Source organism: Xenorhabdus sp. IM139775 (assembly GCF_028598745.1).
In the GTDB taxonomy this organism is placed as follows: domain Bacteria; phylum Pseudomonadota; class Gammaproteobacteria; order Enterobacterales; family Enterobacteriaceae; genus Xenorhabdus.
The window spans coordinates 23501-43600 of the sequence record NZ_JAQRFK010000020.1; the positions used below are offsets into that span (position 1 = coordinate 23501).

At 46.8% G+C, this 20100-nt stretch carries 15 protein-coding genes; all 15 read right to left on the reverse strand.

The window, feature by feature from the left end:
• Positions 1-14: 14 nt before the first annotated feature.
• On the reverse strand, positions 15-2657 hold the full coding sequence (gene tssH / locus PSI17_RS06640; RefSeq protein WP_273551220.1) for a type VI secretion system ATPase TssH: 2643 nt from the start codon (positions 2655-2657) through the stop codon (positions 15-17).
• A gap of 24 nt (positions 2658-2681) precedes the next feature.
• Entirely contained in the window at positions 2682-3734 is a 1053-nt protein-coding gene (gene tssG / locus PSI17_RS06645; protein WP_273551221.1) for a type VI secretion system baseplate subunit TssG, read from the reverse strand.
• Between the two features lie 3 nt (positions 3735-3737).
• Positions 3738-5612 carry a type VI secretion system baseplate subunit TssF gene (gene tssF, locus PSI17_RS06650; RefSeq protein WP_273551222.1) on the reverse strand — a complete coding sequence of 625 codons (1875 nt, stop codon included), beginning with the start codon at positions 5610-5612 and terminating at the stop codon, positions 3738-3740.
• A 31-nt stretch (positions 5613-5643) separates the two neighbouring features.
• Positions 5644-6198, reverse strand: coding sequence for a type VI secretion system baseplate subunit TssE (locus PSI17_RS06655; RefSeq protein ID WP_273551223.1), 555 nt, complete (start codon positions 6196-6198; stop codon positions 5644-5646).
• 17 nt (positions 6199-6215) lie between these two features.
• Entirely contained in the window at positions 6216-7904 is a 1689-nt protein-coding gene (locus PSI17_RS06660; protein WP_273551224.1) for a type VI secretion system-associated FHA domain protein, read from the reverse strand.
• 69 nt (positions 7905-7973) lie between these two features.
• Complete coding sequence (locus PSI17_RS06665) at positions 7974-8465, reverse strand: Hcp family type VI secretion system effector (protein ID WP_273551225.1); 492 nt, start codon at positions 8463-8465, stop codon at positions 7974-7976.
• Positions 8466-8634: 169 nt separating this feature from the next.
• On the reverse strand, positions 8635-10137 hold the full coding sequence (gene tssC / locus PSI17_RS06670; protein WP_273551226.1) for a type VI secretion system contractile sheath large subunit: 1503 nt from the start codon (positions 10135-10137) through the stop codon (positions 8635-8637).
• A gap of 3 nt (positions 10138-10140) precedes the next feature.
• Positions 10141-10671: a type VI secretion system contractile sheath small subunit gene (gene tssB, locus PSI17_RS06675; RefSeq protein WP_273551227.1), complete on the reverse strand. Its 531-nt coding sequence runs from the start codon at positions 10669-10671 to the stop codon at positions 10141-10143.
• Positions 10672-10894: 223 nt separating this feature from the next.
• On the reverse strand, positions 10895-11965 hold the full coding sequence (gene tssA / locus PSI17_RS06680; protein ID WP_273551228.1) for a type VI secretion system protein TssA: 1071 nt from the start codon (positions 11963-11965) through the stop codon (positions 10895-10897).
• 77 nt (positions 11966-12042) lie between these two features.
• Positions 12043-15780: a type VI secretion system membrane subunit TssM gene (gene tssM, locus PSI17_RS06685; RefSeq protein WP_273551229.1), complete on the reverse strand. Its 3738-nt coding sequence runs from the start codon at positions 15778-15780 to the stop codon at positions 12043-12045.
• Positions 15781-15792: 12 nt separating this feature from the next.
• Complete coding sequence (locus PSI17_RS06690; protein ID WP_273551238.1) at positions 15793-17004, reverse strand: DotU family type VI secretion system protein; 1212 nt, start codon at positions 17002-17004, stop codon at positions 15793-15795.
• 11 nt (positions 17005-17015) lie between these two features.
• Positions 17016-18362 (reverse strand): type VI secretion system baseplate subunit TssK, encoded by a 1347-nt coding sequence (gene tssK, locus PSI17_RS06695; RefSeq protein WP_273551239.1) that lies wholly within the window; start codon positions 18360-18362, stop codon positions 17016-17018.
• The gene (tssJ, locus tag PSI17_RS06700; protein WP_337927207.1) at positions 18355-18945 is read right to left on the reverse strand and encodes a type VI secretion system lipoprotein TssJ; all 591 of its coding nucleotides are present in this window, start codon (positions 18943-18945) and stop codon (positions 18355-18357) included. Before tssJ ends, tssK begins: the two co-directional genes overlap by 8 nt.
• Before the next feature lie 32 nt (positions 18946-18977).
• Positions 18978-19370, reverse strand: coding sequence for a DUF4150 domain-containing protein (locus PSI17_RS06705; protein WP_273551231.1), 393 nt, complete (start codon positions 19368-19370; stop codon positions 18978-18980).
• Positions 19371-19391: 21 nt separating this feature from the next.
• Positions 19392-20093, reverse strand: a complete 702-nt coding sequence (locus PSI17_RS06710; RefSeq protein ID WP_273551232.1) for a DUF3540 domain-containing protein — start codon at positions 20091-20093, stop codon at positions 19392-19394.
• Positions 20094-20100: the final 7 nt, after the last annotated feature.

The window sequence follows — 20100 nt, forward strand, 5'->3', positions numbered from 1 at the left end:
GGCCCCTTGGTGATTTAACTCGTGAATTGAAATTGAAACTCACCCTGTTCGAGAGAAACCCGAAGATGATGGTATTGTTCATCATGCGTGCTGGCAGAAAGCAGTTGCTGACTGATTTGCGGCAGCAGCGTATTTGTCAGGATAGCATCAACCATACGGCCACCGGACTCAATTTCTGTACACCGGCTGACGATATGCTCAACCATAACATCATCGAATGTTGCTGTAATACCGTGGTTTTCCAACAGACGTTTTTTAATCTTCGCCAGTTGTAATTGCACAATATTTATCATGACTTCATCACTCAATGGGTAGTAAGGAATAACCAGTAATCGTCCCAACAGGGCGGTAGGAAACACATTCAATAATGGCTTGCGCAACGCTGTGCTGAGTTTTTCTGGCGCTGGAAGCGCGTCTTGTTGAGTGCAAAGTGCATTGATCAGATCAGCACCGACATTGGATGTCAAGAGAATAATGGTATTGCGAAAATCGATATGGCGTCCTTCGCCATCCTCCATCCAGCCTTTGTCGAAGACTTGGAAGAAAATCTCATGCACATCAGGATGCGCTTTTTCGATTTCATCCAGCAAGACCACGCTGTAAGGACGCCGCCGGACAGCTTCCGTCAGGACACCCCCTTCACCATACCCGACATAGCCGGGCGGAGCGCCTTTCAGGGTTGAGACGGTGTGGGCCTCCTGAAATTCACTCATATTGATGGTGATCAGGTTTTGTTCCCCACCATATAACGTTTCGGCAAGCGCGAGCGCGGTTTCCGTCTTACCCACCCCGGACGGGCCACACAACATGAAAACTCCGACGGGTTTATTGGGATCATCGAGTTTGGCGCGTGAAGTACGGACACGTTTGGCAATTAACTCTAACCCGTGATACTGGCCAATGACACGTTGGCTGAGTGTATCTGCCAACTGTAAGACGGCGTCGATTTCGTCTTTTACCATGCGATTGAGGGGAATGCCTGTCCAGTCTGAAACGACGGAAGAAACAATATTGCTGTCTACGGCGGCAAAGATAAGTGGCTCTTCCCCCTGTAAGGTTTTCAATTGTTGCTGTAACCCTGACAATTCGGCGTGTTTTGCTGCGGCGTCATCATATTGCTCTTCGTGTAATTGTGTGCGCAGGGAAATAATTTTATCGATCAAGAAAAGTTCTTGTTCCCAGCGTTCCTGTAATTGCGCTTTCTGCGCTTCCAGGCGGGAGAGTTCATTGAGAATGGCGGCTGACCGCTGTTGATCACCGATGCCTACCTTAAATTCCCGTTCGGCAATCTCCCGCTCAATTTGCCGTGCTTCTATGCGATGACGGCAATCTTCCAGTTGCGGGGGTTCTGCATATTGGCTGATTGCTACTCTGGCACAGGCCGTATCCAGTAAGGCCACTGCTTTGTCGGGTAATTGGCGGGCGGGAATATAACGATGCGAAAGGCGTACCGCGGCTTCCACGGCTTCATCCAGCAAAAGCACATGATGGTGCTGTTCCAGTGGCTTGACCAGACTGCGCAGCATGAGCAGGGCCTTATTCTCATCGGGTTCATGAACCTGAACGACCTGAAAACGGCGGGTAAGGGCAGGATCTTTTTCGATATATTTTTTGTACTCAGACCAAGTGGTGGCACCAAGCGTCCGTAATTGACCGCGCGCCAATTCCGGTTTTAACAGATTGGCCGCATCGCCGGTTCCCTGTTGTCCGCCGGCACCAATCAAGGTATGAATTTCATCAATAAACAGAATGATTGGTGTCGGGCTGGACTGTACTTCATCAATCACTTTACGTAAACGAGATTCAAATTCGCCTTTGGCACCGGCACCGGCCTGAAGCATACCGATATCCAGCAGCCAAAGCTGGACATTGCGCAGGGGCGGAGGAACTTCTTGTGCCACAATTTTCAGTGCCAATCCTTCAATCACCGCAGTTTTGCCGACACCCGCTTCGCCAGTCAACAGGGGATTGTTCTGGCGACGACGCATCAGGATATCAATAATCTGGCGAATTTCCTCATCACGCCCGGATACCGGATCAATTTCCCCATTGCGTGCACGGGCAGTCAGTTCTTGGCCATATTGTGCGAGAGAGGATTGTACGAGAGAGGATTGTGCCAGAGAAGATTGTTGCGCAGAGGAGGCAGCCGGTATGTTGGTTGATGATGCAGCTGCCTGAGATTCATCGCTATCGCTGCAAATGCCATTAAAATTGTCGAGCAGGGTATCTGCCTGAATACGATCAAATTGGGGAGAAATGGATTTCAGCACATTGCGTAAATTAAAGGTTTTCAAGATACCTATCAGTAAATGGGCCGTGCGAATTTCATTAACACCAAATTTCAGTGATCCGTATACCCAGGCGCGTTCCACCGCATTATCAATATGTTCTGAAAGATCCGAGATAGCGCTGGCTCCGCGTGGCAAGCGATCCAGTGCGGTCACAATATCTTTCGTCAGTGCGGATTCATCGAGGGAAAAATAGCGGATAAGCTGCTGCAAATCGCTGTTTTGTTGCTGCATAAGTTGATGCAGCCAGTGAACTAATTCGACATAAGGGTTGCCACGCAGTTTACAAAAAGCGGTGGCATTCTCTAAGGACGTGAACAGGGTACGGTTAAGTTTGCCAAAGAGCACAGAACGACTGATTTCAGACATAGCGTATCATCCGTAGGGTGAGGGTTAACGGTGATAAATCAAATCGCCACGATGGGCGGGTCGGGTATTCTTACCCGGCTTAATTTTGCCTAGCCAACTGCTTAATCCCAGTTTGACCGGTTCTGACAGACGAATACCTTTCACCTCTGATTGGTGAATAATTAACCGGATATCCCATGCGTATTCAATCCCCAGATATTGATAAACCCAGTCACCTAACTGGTTTGATTTAGATTCTCCCGGCAAGAACATTTCATATTCAGCCATGCTTAGCGGGCCTAACTCAATGCGGAACTTATGTTGAATATCGTAGAGTGCAATACCCAGAAAGGCCGATTGGCCCAAACGGGGCAGGTGACGCCCTGCTTTTAATTGAGCCTGATCATGCACTTCGATGTTCAGCCATTGGGGAATATTCTGCACAATTTTTAACGGGATCTTGAAATAATAGGACAGTATTTTTTCCAACCCTTCTGCGCTATGCCCTTGGCGGGATAAATGACCGGATAATGAATAACGGGCATGATCATGGAGGGTGTCTGGCTTTTGTTGTGCGGGCAATCCCATGCCCACCAAACAGGAGAGATAATGGCAAAAGCGTTGGTTATCCTGACGGTCGAGCGATACGGTGGGCCGGGTATTGGCCCAAGCGCGATAGAACAACAGGATCAGCCTGTGGTGAAATAAATTGGCAAATGCGCTCAGGGTGGGATCTTGATAATTATATTGTCGCGCATAAGCATATTCGGTCATATGTAATGGCAATGGGCCATTGGGTCCGAACAGACCGAAACTGTAAATGAGCATGTCATACAGTTTTGAGTTTTCCCGCGGCTTGACGTCGGCAATCGTCGAGGGAGCGAAAATCAGGGACGCCTTTTGCCCCAACCGCAATAGATCATGTTTCGGCAATGGGGCAGAGCCTAACCTATAATAGGTTCCGGACTGGGCATCGATCCGGCGCAGCGTTTGAAATAAGTCGAATTGCCAAGGGGCTTGGGTGAGTTGTTGCCAAAAATCATCGGGCAACCGACTGAGACGATGCAGGGAAATAGCCTGTTTTGGATGCGTATTCATTTTTTATATCAATCTCTTGTTGCCCATGCGGGCAGGCCAAAAACCGATATTGCCGCGTTGCTGGCTATACAGCGTCATTTCAGTAAACGAGTTCATGGTGACCAGACGTGAGAAGAGCCTTTCCAGTACGCTGGCTAACAGCCAAGGGCTGGTTCCCGCAAACTCTTGCTCATTCACCTCTATCCTGATGCTGACGCCACGGGCGAAAACAATCGGGCCGGGTTCAGGAACCCGTCGATGAATGGTCTTTAAGGTACAATGGCGGATGCCGTTAATTTGGCGGATGACAGCCGGGTCGGCAAGGTTGGCATAGAGACTCAGCAATTGCCGCAGTGCCTGAGTACCTTGCTCATCATCTTTATCCATAAAGTTCAGGTAATTCAGTTGAAGCTGGCTCATTAATTTCCAGGAAGCCGAACCTTGGGTTAAGGCTGGGCGCGGGATGGTGGGTCTTTTGAGAAACACAATCTGGTTGATGGGAATCGAATCCAACATGGCAAAATTGTCGAGATCCTGTTGACGCAGCATTGCTGATAAATCACGGTTGGTACACATCACATCGGCGGTCAGGAATTTTAATTCATTGGACCACGGGGAATGTTGTTCATCAACAATAGAAACAAAGGCTTCTGTTCCGACATAACTGGTTCTGGCACCATAGTGATGGGCATGTTCAGATAAAATACGCGGTTCACGACGCATGGAAAAGTAAGCGCCGTAGTTGCCCTTGTCATCACTAAAGGTTGACCAAAATGGCCGGAATACTTGGGTTTCTTTGCGTTTGATATCTGCCCCGTGCAGGCGTTGTACCGAAAAAATTTCGTAATCCAGCGGACGAATATTATCGACAACCAAATGGTATTCATTGGTGCTCTCTTCCACGGAAACACGTTCGGTAACTTTAGGGAATAAATTAATCACCGGGGTACTGTTTAAGGCCAGATAAGAGATATCCACCAGACGTTCCAGATTGGCATCTGCTTTGTCCAGCAGCAGTATCAACTCAAATTCACTTTTTTCTGTTGTCTGTTCCAGCAAAGATCCCATGCCGCTGATACTGAAAAATTGAAAGCGTGCGGGAAAAGAAAAATACTCTTGGAGTTGCCGATAGCCACTGAAATTACGTGGGTCATTGGGGAGTAATGCCTGATCATCATCAAATCCCTCATGATGGGGGAATACATCAGGCAAAACCTGATATTGGGGGGCATTACCCAGTGTCTGGCATACGATGCCGACAGAGTGCTCCATGATCAGCTCCAGCAATTGCTGGGATTGAATATCCGGCCCGGAAAGAAAAAAGACCAGTTTTTTGAGCGTCAGCTCATTGAGGAAGAATTTTCCTTCGCAGCTCAGGTGAATGCGCAAGGCACTGACCGCGCCATACTGGTGAAGGTTCAAGGCCACGAGCGGAAGGTTGGCCGGAATTCTGCCGAGTTCAACGTTCTTTAGCTGCAATGGCTGCAAAGTGACATCTTGTGTGGTGGTATAGTGGAAATTGATCCCATCTTTTTTCAAGGTCTGGCTGTGCATGACGGTGCCACGCGGCACTAAAAACCCGTGGCTGATATCGCCCTTGCTGGTATCCGGCTGGAGTTCGACGATGGCCATTGAAGGCGTGGGAGACAAATAATTCGGGTACAGCATCTCCAGTAACTGCTCGGAAAAGCGTGGAAATTCCGCATCCATTTTCAACTGAATGCGAGAGGTCAGGAAAGCGAAACCTTCCATTAGGCGTTCAACATAAGGATCGACAACATCAATACCATGCATACCTAAGCGACTGGCGACTTTCGGGTAGAGTTCGGCAAATTCTTTGCCCATTTCACGTAAGTACACTAATTCACGGTTATAATACTCAAGCAATTTATTGTCCATGGGCCCCTCTTGTGTCTTCTTTATCTCGACGTTATCCGGCTTCTTTGATGGTGAAATAACCATTTTCCAGATCGATATCACTACGGAACAGGAATTCCAGCGGCCAGGGAACGCACCATAAAAACCCTTTTATTTCTATGGATAAAGTATTGTATAGCGTCAATGAGTGGGTATCGGAAACACAACTGACCTCAAGCCCGTCGGGAATGATACGCGGTTCGAAGATATGAATTGCGGTAATGATCCGATGTTGGATATCTCCCCACTCAATTTCAGACAGGCATTTACCCGATAAAGGGGGCAGGCCAAAGTTATAAACAGAATGGCGAATTTCTGAAAATGGGGTGAGATTCTGTTCAGATTCACTATTGATATTATTGAGCAACCATTGCAAATCCCTCAGCACATTCTGTCGTAAGGCCGAGTGCGAGAGCATGTAATTGTTGACTGCTTCTTGCTTTTTATCCGGTTCATTATCGGTGAGCCTGTCCAATAAAGAAGGCAGCATTCGATCTTTGGCAGCAATACGCGTGGGGTTATTGCGACTCTGATAACCGCCATGCAGTAAAGTGATATTGTCATTCATGGATCACCTATTCGCCATTATGATTGAGAGTCTTTATATCGATTCACTTCTGCTTCATAGGCTTGCAGGAAATTTGCACCAAACAGAACCGAGTCTTGTTCAAACTCATGCACGGCTTTTTGATACTGTTTAGTGAGGTATTCCCACATGGATGCTTTGTTGGTTGATGATAACGACAAACGTGGCAGACAATCATCTGCCCGCGCTTTTCGTTCAAGAACAGCAGGATGGAATAAATGCAATATATCGGTTGTAATAGCGCGTATTCCCGCAATCATGCCGAGTTGGTGGGCTTGTAACTCGATTAAAATGTCATGAGTTGCTTGCTCAAGCGGCATAAAGCCGGGTATATGTCCACCAAACATCAGTGCCAAAACCGATTGGCCAGAAGGTAACAGTTTAAATGGATTGTTAGCGTCAAGCAGGGATTGGGTCATGTCTGCATTTGCCTGACGTTTGAGTTGGATACGTGAAGCGTTGAGTGTGATGATGCACTGGGTTAATCGGCTGGCCAATAGACCCAGCTGATACATCTGTTGTTCATCAAATTGCAGCGTGTTTGTCTCTTTTAGCCCCATGCCATCCAATAACGCCGTCAGTAACTTTCCTTCCAATTTGACACGACCGGCCTGATATTTATCTGTACCCTGATGCCGGGCATCATTTTGCTGAGGCTCTTGGGCATATTTCAGGGGATCGTGGAAAATTTCTTCTTCAATCGGTTCGATTTTGGGGGTATCAGCCCGTGCCCGCTCAGGGGATGGTTCAAATAATTCAAAGGGTTCAGCGGGTTCAGGAAAAATAGATTGAGGTTGCGGAATAACCGCATCATCCACGGGATTCAAGGGAACCGCGTTATTCAACATCTGGCTCAGGGGATCATTATTTTTGGCATACTGGTTTTTGGCATAATAATTGTTGGCATATTGTGTCGTCTTAAGGTGTTTGTCTGAAAGGTGTTTATTCGCAAACAGTGCCAGCGGGTCAATTTCCTGTTTATCCTCACCTTGATCATCAAGCGGCAACAGTGTGGTCGGTGTATGGTCATTCAGGATGTCTTCCTGCTGGAAAGTCGTGTCTGAATCGAACATTGCAATCGGATCTGTGGCCCGTAATTGCAAAGCATCAAGATCGGTTGTTGTTTCAATTTGCGCCAGTGGGTCAATGGGATTCCGTTCTTGAGTGTGCTGGTCTTTTATCAGGGGATTGTTTCTCAGGAAATCGCTGTCCAGCGGATCGTTGCCGTCCAAGGCGGGTTGAATCTGGTGAGGATCAAGAGGTGGTGCGGCATCAGGTGTGGTGAAAAGCTGCTCAATATCGTCCCAAATTTCACTGGAAATTGTTGCTTCACCAGCAGCCAGTGGGATGGTCGCCTGTTGTGATGACCCCTTATCGGTATCCATGATTTGGATCTGATAATCGCCAATATTCAGCATATCACCATCGCGGACTTCAATCTGGCGATTGGGAGCCAGGGGGATCATGTTCAGCAAAACCTCAGAAGTTGAGCCTTGATTACTGATCCGGCATTCTCCATCAACAGAAATGGACACAATGATCTGCAATCTGGCAATGGTCAGATCGTCATCAGGTAAATACCAATTATTTTCCGTACCGCGACCAATCGTGCCGCCTGGGGGAGAAAAGTCATAACTCAGTTGCGGGGGTGGGTTTGAGCCTGAGTTTTTAACAATGGCGAATCTCATAAGTATAGATACCTATTTAGCCTTCCTGTGGACATCCACAGGAAGGCTGTTAATGTTGGTTTATGCGTGTTAACCGCCTTGATTACTATAAGAATCCCAGTCATAGCTGACTTCAGCACCTTTAGCACCCGAGGCGAATTCTTGCGAGAAATAGCTTTCTTTATGTTTTTGGAAGGCAATAAGAATGGAAGCATAAAAACCGCCATCCCCGTAGGCCAGAGTGGAACGCGCGATCAAGGCATTGGTCAGGACTAATGTATACCAAGGTTCTTGCTTACCTCCCTGCCGACGTACATTCAGTTTCACTTCCTTGATATGTGTCCCTTTGACGAGATACTGGCGTAAGGTGATAGCCGATTTGTCAAATAAGATATCCAGAGACAAACCAGAAACTGACACGATACCTGCACCTAACCCAGTGCCCTGAGTCGCCTGATTAATACGGTTAAGCACTTCCAGTGAAAACGATCTGACCGCCGTCCAATCTTTGAACTCGTTATCACCTGATTCTCCTTTAACGTCAGTAAAATTAATATATGCATCAATACCTGGAGTAGCCATAACTTCCGCCTTATTAAAGTTGAATGAACTAATGGGGCCAATAAAAGCATTCAATAAATACCTATTGGCGTTAAGCATAAAAATATATGCGTTTTGAACATTAAGGATGGGTAGGGAGGTTTTGGGTCGTAAGATGTGTTATCGATAAAAATATCTTAATGTATTAAGATCAGGCTCCTTTTAATGAAGGGAGTTTTGAAACTAAGCGCAGGGAAACAGTCAAGCCTTCGAGCTGATAATGGGGACGCAGGAAAAATTTAGCCTGATAATATCCCGGGTTACCTTCTACGTCTTCGACCTGAACCTCTGCGGCTGCCAGCGGTTTCCTCGCTTTGGTGCCTTGTGATGAATTAACGGGATCACCATCAACATAATTGATAATCCAATCATTCAGCCAACGTTCCATATCAGAACGCTCCTGAAACGTCCCGATTTTGTCGCGGACGATACATTTCAGGTAGTGGGCAAAACGGCAGCAGGCAAATAAATAGGGCAAACGCGCAGCAAGGTTGGCATTGGCAGTCGCATCCGGGTCGTAATATTCCGCCGGTTTTTGCAGCGATTGGGCACCAATAAAGGCAGCCATGTCCGTGTTTTTGCGATGCAATAACGGAATAAACCCATTTTTCGCCAACTCTGCCTCACGGCGATCGCTAATGGCGATTTCGGTGGGGCATTTCATGTCCACGCCGCCATCATCAGAGGGAAACGTGTAGCAAGGTAAGTTTTCGACAATCCCGCCGGACTCTACGCCCCGGATAGACGTACACCAGCCATACAGCTTAAAAGAGCGATTAACGTTGACGGCCATGGCATAAGCGGCATTCGCCCAAGTGTAGTTATTGTGGGTTGGACCTTCTGTATTCTCCTCAAAATTGAAATTATCAACGGGATTAGTCAGCGCGCCATAGGGGAGGCGCGAGAGGAAACGCGGCAGCGCCAACCCGATGTAACGCACGTCTTCAGATTCACGCAAGCTGCGCCAAGGCGCATATTCCGTGTTTTGGAAAATTTTGGTCAGATCCCTGGGATTGGCAAGTTCCTGCCAGGATTCCATTTGCATCACACTCGGTGATGCGCCTGAAATAAAGGGGCAGTGTGCCGCTGCACTGATTTGTGCCATCTGGCGCAGCAGTTCAACATCCGGTGCCGTATGGTCGAAATAGTAATCGCCCACCAGACAGCCAAAAGGTTCGCCACCAAATTGACCATATTCCGCTTCATAGATCTTTTTGAAAATCGGGCTTTGATCCCAGCTAACTCCTTTGAAACGTTTGAGTGTGTTGCTTAATTCCTTTTTGGAAATACACATCACACGGATTTTCAGCATTTCATCGGTTTCGGTATTGTTGACCATATAATGCAAACCGCGCCAAGCCCCTTCCAGGGTCTGGAATTCTTCATGGTGCAGAATATGATTCATCTGTTGTGATATCTTGGCATCGATTTCAGCAATCAATGACTGGATAGTCCGATAGGTATCGCCAGAAAGCGTAACCGTATTTTCCAACGCTTGCTGTGCCAGTGTCTTCACCGCATTTTCGACGGCACTGCGGGTATGGTCACTTTGCGGCCGAAATTCCTTGTTCAGCAATGCGCTGAATTCATCAGGGGTATACTCTTTCGATACCTGTGCTTGTTGAATCTGGGTTTCTTGTTCAGTTGAGCTCATCAATTACTCCTTATCTTCAGTACCTTCTTCTGAAGCGTGATCTTCAGGTTTTGGTGCTTCCGCCAAGGATTGCAGCAGGGCGGGGTTTTGCAATATTTCGGCAATTAGTTTTTCTGCGCCATTTTTACCGTCCATATAAGAAAGCAGGTTTGCCAGTTGGGTGCGTGCTTCCAGCAATTGAGCCAATGGCTCGACCTTTTTGGCTATAGCATCGGGTTGAAAATTTTCCATATTTTCAAAGGTTAAATCGATATTCAGCTTACCATCACCGGTCAGGGTATTTTCAACCTGAAAGGCCACCCTTGGCTTGATTGAACTCATGCGCTCATCAAAGTTGTCAATGTCAATTTCCAAAAATTTGCGATCAGTGACATCCGGTAAGGCTTCTGCGGGTTTTCCGGCCAAATCAGCGATAACTCCCATAACAAAGGGCAGTTGAACCGCCTTCTCTGAACCGTAAAGCTCGACATCGTATTCAATCTGTACGCGAGGAGGGCGATTGCGTCCGATAAACTTTTGTCCGCTGGATTTCATAACACATTCTCCATTACTGGCTAGATAACTAAGTTGATACCCTTTTATCTTTAAGCCGCAAGTTTATAAGTGACGTACACGTATCCCGACCCGATGCTATACCGTGGTTAGCTTATGATGGGTTTCAGGAGCCGCTCCCTTTGGCGTCAGGGTTGCAACTAGAAAGTGATTGGGTATAAGAGATTCACTGACAAATCAGTGAATGGATTAAAACAAGAAAGGCTTAATCGCTATCAGAGTGATGATCAGGATTATGTGGGCGCCCGAAAATGCTCTCAAGCTGATTTAACCCTTCCGGCACAAGATCGTTGATGATATTCATAAAATCACTGTCAATCAGTCGCAGAATGCGATCAATCATCATCGGAGCCGGATGGCTTGGCTCATGTTGAAGAAAATAAATTTTGGCTTTTTCCAATAAAATACGCGCATCATCACGGTGACTGGCTTCAATGTCGTGCCAACTAACCCATGTCACTTCCTCGGAAGCTGCAAGGGTTGCTGTTGCTGCTGTTTGTCCTGTTGCGGTTTTCGGTTTCGTCACTGGCGCAGATTCAACGTGTTCTGTATTGGCAATATTTTCTGCAATACCACAAAATCCAATGATGGTATCCAGTTGTTTTAAAAATTGCGGCAATTCGGGAATATGATTGTCGGATAAATGGTGGCGAATAATGTCAATCAGGGCAGTCAGTTGCTCGCGAATGGTGGCGATGGCCAAGATCTCAGGGCTGTGGGATTGTTGTTTTAATTCATCCAATAATCGATTGCGCCCACCGGTATAACCTTTGATTTCGGTGACTGTCCCGTTAAGCAGCAAGCAGACTTCCTGTAACGATAATTCCGTTGAAATACTTTTAAGGATCACGGTGTGTTGCGCTTTCAGCGTACACGGAGAACCATCTTCAATCGCTGCCAGTGTGTTGAGACGAAGCAGCGGGTCATATTCACCATTAAATTCCAGTTTTGGCCACACATCCTGCCAGTAACGTTCCAGCGTCTGGCGGAGTAAATTCAGGCCATCAGCATAGCCACAGATCCCGCGTAGATTTAACCATGCCTGCATAAGGGCGATGATGATACGCAGATCTTTAGAACGCGACAGCAGTTGGATGGCTGTTTTTTCTGCCTCTGTCCAGTTGGGCGGTTCAGCAGCGATCAGCACATCACCGAACTGTTGCTCTGGCTTTTCAATCAGAAACCGCTCCAGCGCCAAAAATTCATCATCGTATTCGAGGTCTTCCCCGCAGGGAAATTCTGCACTGATGGGTGTGAGTAAGGCATCAATATTCATGGTATTTTCAGCTTATATTCAGTTCACCGTGGGCTATCGATCATGGGGCGATCATGGAGCGATCATGGAGATATTGATTATGCTGCCTGAAACCGTTCTGCGCTTGGGCACGAGAAAACAGGGAGATGAAACGGGCTGAAAATGCTGTTCGGTGTAAACTCCAGTAACACCGTACGGCCACTGATATTAAATGTTGCCCGTAAGCTCGTATCATCAGCACCAGTTGAGTTGCCGGTTTTGCCCAGCCAAGTTCGTTTGGCTTGATCCAGCAATCGGTTTAGTGCCCAGAATCCCGATGCGGATAAGTTTGCGGTTGTACCATCACTTAAATTCAATTGAATGCGAACCCGATTCGTTTTAGCCGGTCCCGGCCAGCTAATGAGTTGTGAAAGTGGTGGGCCGTGACTGTATTCTATTTTTTGTCCATCGACATCCAGAATCATGCTCAATATCTCATTATCCATGCTGACCGGCCGAACCATGACGTGAAATAATGGCGTTGGGGTGCCGGCGGTAAATAGCGTATCGCGGATAATCTGGGCTTGCTGGAAAGGCCTGAGCAACGCTTTCCCCCCCGGCAGGGATTTGCCATTCACGCCGGGCATAAATTGCCATGTTGGTTGCAGGGTATCGACCTTGCCAGCTAACGTTTTCTGGAAAAAACTGTCCATTAAACCCGTATCAGGCGCAAACATCCGTGCCATGTCATCAGGCTTGATATCCTGCCGTGCGTTAGGCGTCAGCGGATAGCGACGGGCAATGGCCTGATTGCAAAAAACGCCGATTTCTGCATTGAGGTGCTTGCCGACATTTCTCATGTCACTGAGCTGTGTATCGTGACTTGCACCAACCGCGAGTGAGGAAACCATACTCCTGAACGGCATGGGCAGCAGTTCCGAGGTTGTTTGCAGCTGGGTAATAATCTTACCGTCAGGCAGGGGCATTCCCGTATTGGTCGCATTTTGCACTGCGGTTAAATACAGGTATAACTCACCAATTTCTTTTAAAGTTTTATCAAAAGGGATATTTGGGCTGTTTTTGTTGGCCTTTTTTGCTAACTCAATAATGGGGGCAAAATGTTCTTCTACTGCTTGTTCCGGTTCCGGTACAGATTGATCGTTATGGGACAGCATTGATTTGGAGATCTGTCTGGGCACTAATTTCGAGGTTAATTTATTCGACTGATTCTTCACAATATCGCTCTTCATAATATTATTGAGTTGCCTGATATTCTGGTTATTTTCATTCAGGGTGACATTTTTACTGATATTAATTAAAAGATTGCGCATGGGGGAATCGAAAGAAGACAATAAACGCGCTGTGCTGGCCCGTTGCTCTAAACTATCGATATTTCTTAAACGAATATCCGCTAAAAATTTATTCCACTGATAGAGGTAGTCATTAATATAAAATTGCTTAACGGAATATTTGATCTCCTTATCGGTCTGCTTTTTTGCGTAAGTACTGTTTGCATAATTACTGTTTGCGTAATTATTGTTTGCATAAGTACCGAGCACCCAGTTGTCTTGTGAATATAAGGTAGTCAGAAAGGTATTGAGGTCTTTTCCAATCCCTTTCTGATAACCCGCCGGTGTGAACATGCCCGCTATCCCCTCCGTCATGGGGGCATCACTGATGCGTGAGAAAGCCAATTCAGCCTGAGGGCCGGCAAGCGTGTCCAAATTGACGGGAGATAAATCGGGATCATTCATCAACTTTTCTTTTAAATAGTGATAAGCGCGTTGTGCGGGTGGCAGGCGGCTGATTAATGCCTGTTTTTTTTCGACCAGGGCATCATCACGAATAAAGGGGGAAGTGACAACCTGGTTATCTAACAATTGGCCGATATGTTCCTCAATTTGTTGCAACTGCTGCTGAGTGGTATCTGCGTTTAAGTGGGTTTTCAAATACTGCATGCTCCAGTCATGCAGGAACTGACCATCATAATGTTCAGGCTGATATAACATTTGATAAGCCTTGAGCGTATTGTAACTTTTCTCCGCGTCCTCACCGTGATCATCATGCATCTGGCTGGTAATCATGGTGGCTATTTGAGGCAGCAATAATGTTTGCAATGCTTTTCTGTACAGCGACTGGCTGGCATCGTGGATTTGTTCACCGCTATACAGCCCCATCCGATAGGATAACGGGGGATCAGCTAAAGAGAAATGCTGGCTTTTATCTAAATAAGCCAAACTGTTTAAAATAGGTAATAAGGCGTAAATATCATGGGTGTCGTTTTTTAATTGCACACCTTGTTTCACAATCGCCGGAATTTTGGCCTGGACTTCCAGCAGATAATCTTTGTTATTGCTATAGCTGGTCAAAAGTAAATTAGCCATCAATGCCAGTATGGCAACCGAAATAATATATCCTAACCCACTGAGAACGCGTTTGCGGTATATCCACCAGCGGTTATAACCGGCAATGCCTGCTTCCAGAAAAATATTGTCCAGTAAATTTTTTAAAAAATAAGTTTGCCGGGTCGGGGTAGGGTGAATGATTCCTTTATCATTCACCCATGACATCGAATGGCTATTGTTATCGGTGGGTAACTGAAAAACGTGGTTAAATTTTTCCATCACATTATCAAATGGGATCCCTTCTTGTGTCCCGCTGGTGAAATATAGCCCCCGTGGATAGTAGGGAATTTCAAATCCCGACTTGGCAAAGACAATATCAAGATATTGTGCAATCAGTAGGCGCAGGGACGCAACTTCTTGTGGAAATAGATAACTTTCAGCACATTGGCGTGCATTGTGTCCGTTTAACAGAATAGAGGGTAATTCAGCCTCCAACCGCAATTGTAACTGGCTATATTGTTGTTCAAAGATTTCATTCAGATCAACCTGACTATTTTTATGCCATTTGCCTTGTGGAACCGACTCCCACGGGAAATTAAACCCCCAAATTTGTTCTCTGGATTTTTTGTCGAAATGGGCGAAATATGCACTAAACCCTTTTAATAAATCGGTCTTGGTCACCATGATATAAATAGGTAACCGTATCTTGAGTTGTTCATGTAACTCTGACAGACGCCGGCGCAGCATATAAGCCTGTTGATCCCGTTTCTCAGTCGATGGATTCAGTAAATCTTCCACACTGATTGTCATAATGACCCCATTAAGCGGTTGACGGATACGGTATTTTTTCAACAACCGGATAAGGTTTTTCCATTCATCGGCATCTTGCTGTTGCACACTGTCCTGAGTGGTATAGCGGCCAGTGGTATCGAGCAGAACTGCCTTATTGGTAAACCACCAGTTACAGCTATCCCTGCCCTGCATGCTGTACAGCGCGGATTTACCAAAATAGTCCGACAGTGGAAAGTGCAGGCCGGAGTTTGCCAGTGCGGTTGTTTTACCTGAATGGGGAGCACCGATAACCAGATACCAAGGTAATTGATAGATATATTGGCGGTTGAAAAAATTTATCCAACCCGGTTTGTTTTTGCTGTATAAGCCGGAAAAATAGGCTCTTTTCAATAATCTTGCTGCATCGGAAAACCGTTCTGCCAAGGTAATAGGGTGTTCAATCTGCTTATTTTCTTCGTTGTCATCCTTGGTGATATTTAATTGCTTAGTTAGCTTTTGATTGATCCAGGATTGGTAAAACCGCGGTAGTAGCCGAGTGAATAACCAAGTCACGAATAAAATAACAATGGTAATGATGCGTGTCGTCATTGACGCAAAAGGAACCGAATTACCCACCGAAGTCATGGGTCCGATAAACCAGATAACGAGAGAAAAAAGGAGGGTTCCGATAAAACTCCATGTTAACCGGCTGGTAATAAGAGCAAAGAGTGCATTCAACATGTCTTAGTTTCCTTACTTCGTTTGATTTACAGGAGAAACTAACAGTGTGATTTCGACCCGTCGGTTTTGGGCCCGATGACTGGCACTATCATTGGGAACTAAAGGATCGCTGGCACCCCTGCCTTCTGTTTTGACTCTTTCAGGCTGGTTCAGGTAACGTTGCAGCGCTTTTTTTACCGATTTCGCCCTCGCGAGTGATAACGCGTAATTGGACGGAAAACGGCGGGAATGAATCGGAATATTATCAGTATATCCGACAACCAGAATTTCTCCGTTAAAATGATCCAAGGCCCCGGCAACTTGCCGGATGACATCCGAATAATCATTTTTGACCTGAATGGCGCTGGTGTTAAACAAACCGTCTCCTTTTAATGTGATAACGCTCCTGTCATGCTTATCCGTGACAGTCAATAATCCTTCCGCCACTTCATCCCGCAGCAGATTTTGCAGATTCAGGGTGGGGGGCGTGGAGGGGGATAGCTGATTGCTGACCGCCACATCGGGTAAATTAGTCTGGTAGATTTTGGCCAGAACAGGGTTGACGATATCATTCAACCGCCAATTCAGGCTGATATACAGGATGCAGACCAAAAAAAGTAATATTGCTGTCGAGATCCACACGGGTAAGGAAACGTGCCAGGATGGATTCGGCGCGGTGACGGCGCGTATTTTTTGTGACAACTCAGCCGGATAACTCCCCCTGATTGACCGTATTAACTGAAACAGGCGTTGTTTTACGGTTTCCAATTGGGTGCGGCCGTTATCCATCACACGATAGCGCCCTTCGAAACCCAGTTGGAGACAGAAGTTAACCAGTTCTAACAGGAACAAGTGATCTCTGGGATTTTGTGACAACTTGGCTAATAGCTGGAAAAATTTTTCGCCTCCCCAGGTTTCGTTGTGAAAAGTAACGAGCAGGCCACTGCCTGACCAAACACTGCGAAGCCCCCAAGGCGTCAGTGCTGCCGCTTCATCCAGTGCGGTACATAAACAGTAGCGGGCGCCAATGATCATTGCATGGGGCAGTTTGGCCTGTTGGCATTCCACCTCAAAACGCCGGATTTCATTGATCAGTTGCTGGCGTAAATGGGCGGGATCAGGGTGAACCGTCGAATGCCGGATCTGGGGGATGGTATTTAATAATGGATTTGCGGCAGCAACCAATGGGTTATGATTGGCCTCGCCAGAAAGCATTTTAGGTTCAGTTTTCTGCTTTTCCTGCATCATCGGCTGCGTTACCTCGATTTATCCTGATGACGAACTGCCCAAAACTCGATACTCAGGCCAGGGAAATCACCGGCCAGATGTAATGCAAAACCGCTGGACTTCTCCATCTGTTTCCATAACTCCCCCCCTTTTTCCAATTCGAAATAGACATAACCTGAATGCCAGGGGATCTGTCTGGGAACAGATGGCATTGCCCGCAGCGAAAGACCGGGTAATTGCAATTGAACCAATTCACGTATGCGGCCAACGGGGGCAATTTTCATTTGGGCGGGGAAGTTGCTCATCAGCATATCGTTTGCCACGTCAGCGTGAACGGCCAGAATAAAGTTGAACCCATGTATCATATTGGCGTCGGGTAACGTCGCAATGTTCAGGCCATGAGAGTATTCCGTTAAGGGCAACTGAATCGCATGTTCTTCCAAAATGATCGATAACCCTTGGCGCAGTTGGAACATGAGTTGATTAAAGCACTGCGTTAAGTGGTCATGGTCATAGAGGGGTAAATTCTCTTCTGGCACACGGCGTTGGGAGAATGTCGCCAATTCAGTGGCAAATTGTAACCATTCACTGAATAACCGTTCAGGATGCAGTAATGACAGATTCCGTATGTGGTTCACTTGGCCGCTGTAGCGGTTTAACAGTGACAGCAAGAGAAAGTCCATGATCTCAGAATCATTGTATCGTCCCAACTGTAACAAGCGCTGGCTGATTTGTTGGCGCCGCTGTTCCAGTAAGTCCTGTATATCATTGATAAAACCGACCATTTGTGGACTGGCACGGCAGTTGAGCAGAGAAGGAATAAACAGTGAGTCAAGATGGAGTTTCTTGTCACTGGTTCTGTTGATGACATGCACAATGCTTAATGCCGTCCATTCAGGGGTTAAATCAGATGCCAGCATCAGGCGCAGCCGCATTTGGCCGAACTGTATCGCCGCATTGCCGACGGACATGGCATTAAAGTCATTGACTTCAACTTCAACGCTGACAAAGCGGGCTAACGAGTCGCCTTTTTCACTGAAAATCACCTCCTCTTTCCCTCGCCGGAAGATGGGCAAAGCCAGAACAACATGAGTATCTGACAGATTTTCACCAAGCTGTAAGGGCGTGGGGGCATTGGTGGCATCAAAACTAAAGGGCGTTCCGTCAGGAAAAATACCACTGGCGGAAGAAAGGCTGACTTTACCGTGATTGAGGCGTTCTTGATCTAATTCGAGCGTCAAAAAACCCCAATAGTAAGGCGTTTGTGCTATTCCCCAGTCACGAATATAGGCTTCCAAATAGTTTTCAGCCTGCTGGAAGTGGTGAGGGCGTAAAAACATCCCTTCCGTCCAGATAACTTTTTCTGATCTATTCATCACTTTCTTTATCTCCTGCCGCACAACTTGAATTGCACTCTTTAATAAGACTTAAGCCATCATTGGTGACTTTTACGCACACACGTAGTTCGTCAGAAGGAGAACGCCAGAACTCGTAAAAAGGGGGTTTTTCAGGGACAGGAACGGGAAATGAAATGCGCCATTTCTTTCCGCTCAATTTTTTATACTCAGCGATTAGCCCGATATAACCAACTTCCGGCTGGTTTTTCTCTGTCAGGCATGCGGTGGATTGGGCAGGGCGGATAAACAATTGATCTGCATTAACCACTTTATCGCCTAACGCATCCTGAACTTTGCCTTGCAGGGAAAAGAAATCGGCAGCCATAAACGCTTCATTCGATTTCAGTAAAAAGATATCTATTTTCACCGGCGCTGAATCATTCACATCAGATTCGGTATTAAAGATGAATTTATAAGGCGGCAATGTTGCCTTTGATGAACACCCCGTTATGGTTAACAGCACAAAGGTTAACGGTATTATGGTTATCATTGCTGTGGATAGGAAAAGCCCCTTTCTCCACAATCTGATTGAACGTAAAGTATTTTTTAAAATTATAGGCATAGTTTATTGTTAATAAAGTAAAAAACCCAAGGTCAGGCGGCGATGATAAGCACTTTGGTTTGGCTGGGTACAATGCGGGAACCCATTGAATTAGTCGAATTCTGCATGGTAGAACTTGACATCCGGGTTGCCGGGGAACCTTTGATCAAGACCGAGTTAGCCCCCATGACATGACGGGCGGAACCCATGACGGTGCCGGAAGCGACGCCGGTATTGGAACCTGCGTTATCGCCGGTTGTCATCGGGATGGTGGTTGCCAGATTATGCGCCGGGCAACCCATAAATAAGATGTTGGGTGCATTACTGATACCGGCCGTTCCTTGTGCCATATTGGGATAAGGCACCGGCACCGGTGTCATCATGGGTGTCAGGCAAGTATCAGGTGCGGCGAGATCCATGCCACCCCCTTGAGAGTTAGCAAACATCATTTTCCTCCTGGCCAATAGTTAGCCGATATGAATTTGTTCAGCATCAATTTTGGTCATGGCTTTTGCCGTGACCATCGTCTGTTGGGCGTGTAATCGGGCGTAATTTTCCGCCCGCATATCTAATTGACCGGCACGAACCTGCTCTGTTTGGGTGGTATGCCGAAACAGGCGTTGGCTGAGTTGTGTGACGGTTTTCCAGAGCGATTCAAACTGATTGCCAACCAGACGGGTGACTGAGATCCATGCCGAGAGTGATTCCCCGCTGTACTGCATTTCGCTGATATGGCAGTTTCCGTTGTTGGCGGTGATGGTTAAGTCGTTGCTGTTCATGCTCAAATTTCCCTGAGACGTGATGGTCAGATCACCGGGGACGCTGATCTCAGCGCTGTGCTGTTGCCCTGCCCGTTCCAATATGGCTAAAATCCACAATTGGTCATTGATTTGGGTGATTAATACGCTATCTCCCACACTGGGGGTCAATAGGCAACTTGCGGCTCGCCGGCACTGCCATCCACGCTTGTGATGACTGTTTGCCACAAAATCTGCCGTAAAATCTGCCATGAAGCGGCCATCCTGAAGAATGTCAACGATCTGCCCGGTTACCTGCTGCAATGGCTCAGTCTTAAGGGGAGCAGGCGTAAAGGTACCCGTCGTAAAGGTATCAATAGCAAAGGGTGTTGTCAGGGGGGATGAGGAAAGCGCATAAGAAGGCTTCGTCATGTTGATT

Bases quoted from the DNA above. Each gene is read 5' to 3' on its own strand.
- PSI17_RS06665 (WP_273551225.1), bottom strand. From the start codon at position 8,465: ATGGCTACTCCAGGTATTGATGCATATATTAATTTTACTGACGTTAAA.
- tssA (WP_273551228.1), bottom strand. From the start codon at position 11,965: ATGAATATTGATGCCTTACTCACACCCATCAGTGCAGAATTTCCCTGC.
- tssJ (WP_337927207.1), bottom strand. From the start codon at position 18,945: ATGCCTATAATTTTAAAAAATACTTTACGTTCAATCAGATTGTGGAGA.
- PSI17_RS06655 (WP_273551223.1), bottom strand. From the start codon at position 6,198: ATGAATGACAATATCACTTTACTGCATGGCGGTTATCAGAGTCGCAAT.
- tssG (WP_273551221.1), bottom strand. From the start codon at position 3,734: ATGAATACGCATCCAAAACAGGCTATTTCCCTGCATCGTCTCAGTCGG.
- PSI17_RS06690 (WP_273551238.1), bottom strand. From the start codon at position 17,004: ATGCAGGAAAAGCAGAAAACTGAACCTAAAATGCTTTCTGGCGAGGCC.
- PSI17_RS06710 (WP_273551232.1), bottom strand. From the start codon at position 20,093: ATGACGAAGCCTTCTTATGCGCTTTCCTCATCCCCCCTGACAACACCC.
- tssH (WP_273551220.1), bottom strand. From the start codon at position 2,657: ATGTCTGAAATCAGTCGTTCTGTGCTCTTTGGCAAACTTAACCGTACC.
- tssK (WP_273551239.1), bottom strand. From the start codon at position 18,362: ATGAATAGATCAGAAAAAGTTATCTGGACGGAAGGGATGTTTTTACGC.
- tssM (WP_273551229.1), bottom strand. From the start codon at position 15,780: ATGTTGAATGCACTCTTTGCTCTTATTACCAGCCGGTTAACATGGAGT.
- PSI17_RS06705 (WP_273551231.1), bottom strand. From the start codon at position 19,370: ATGTTTGCTAACTCTCAAGGGGGTGGCATGGATCTCGCCGCACCTGAT.
- tssC (WP_273551226.1), bottom strand. From the start codon at position 10,137: ATGAGCTCAACTGAACAAGAAACCCAGATTCAACAAGCACAGGTATCG.
- tssB (WP_273551227.1), bottom strand. From the start codon at position 10,671: ATGAAATCCAGCGGACAAAAGTTTATCGGACGCAATCGCCCTCCTCGC.
- tssF (WP_273551222.1), bottom strand. From the start codon at position 5,612: ATGGACAATAAATTGCTTGAGTATTATAACCGTGAATTAGTGTACTTA.
- PSI17_RS06660 (WP_273551224.1), bottom strand. From the start codon at position 7,904: ATGAGATTCGCCATTGTTAAAAACTCAGGCTCAAACCCACCCCCGCAA.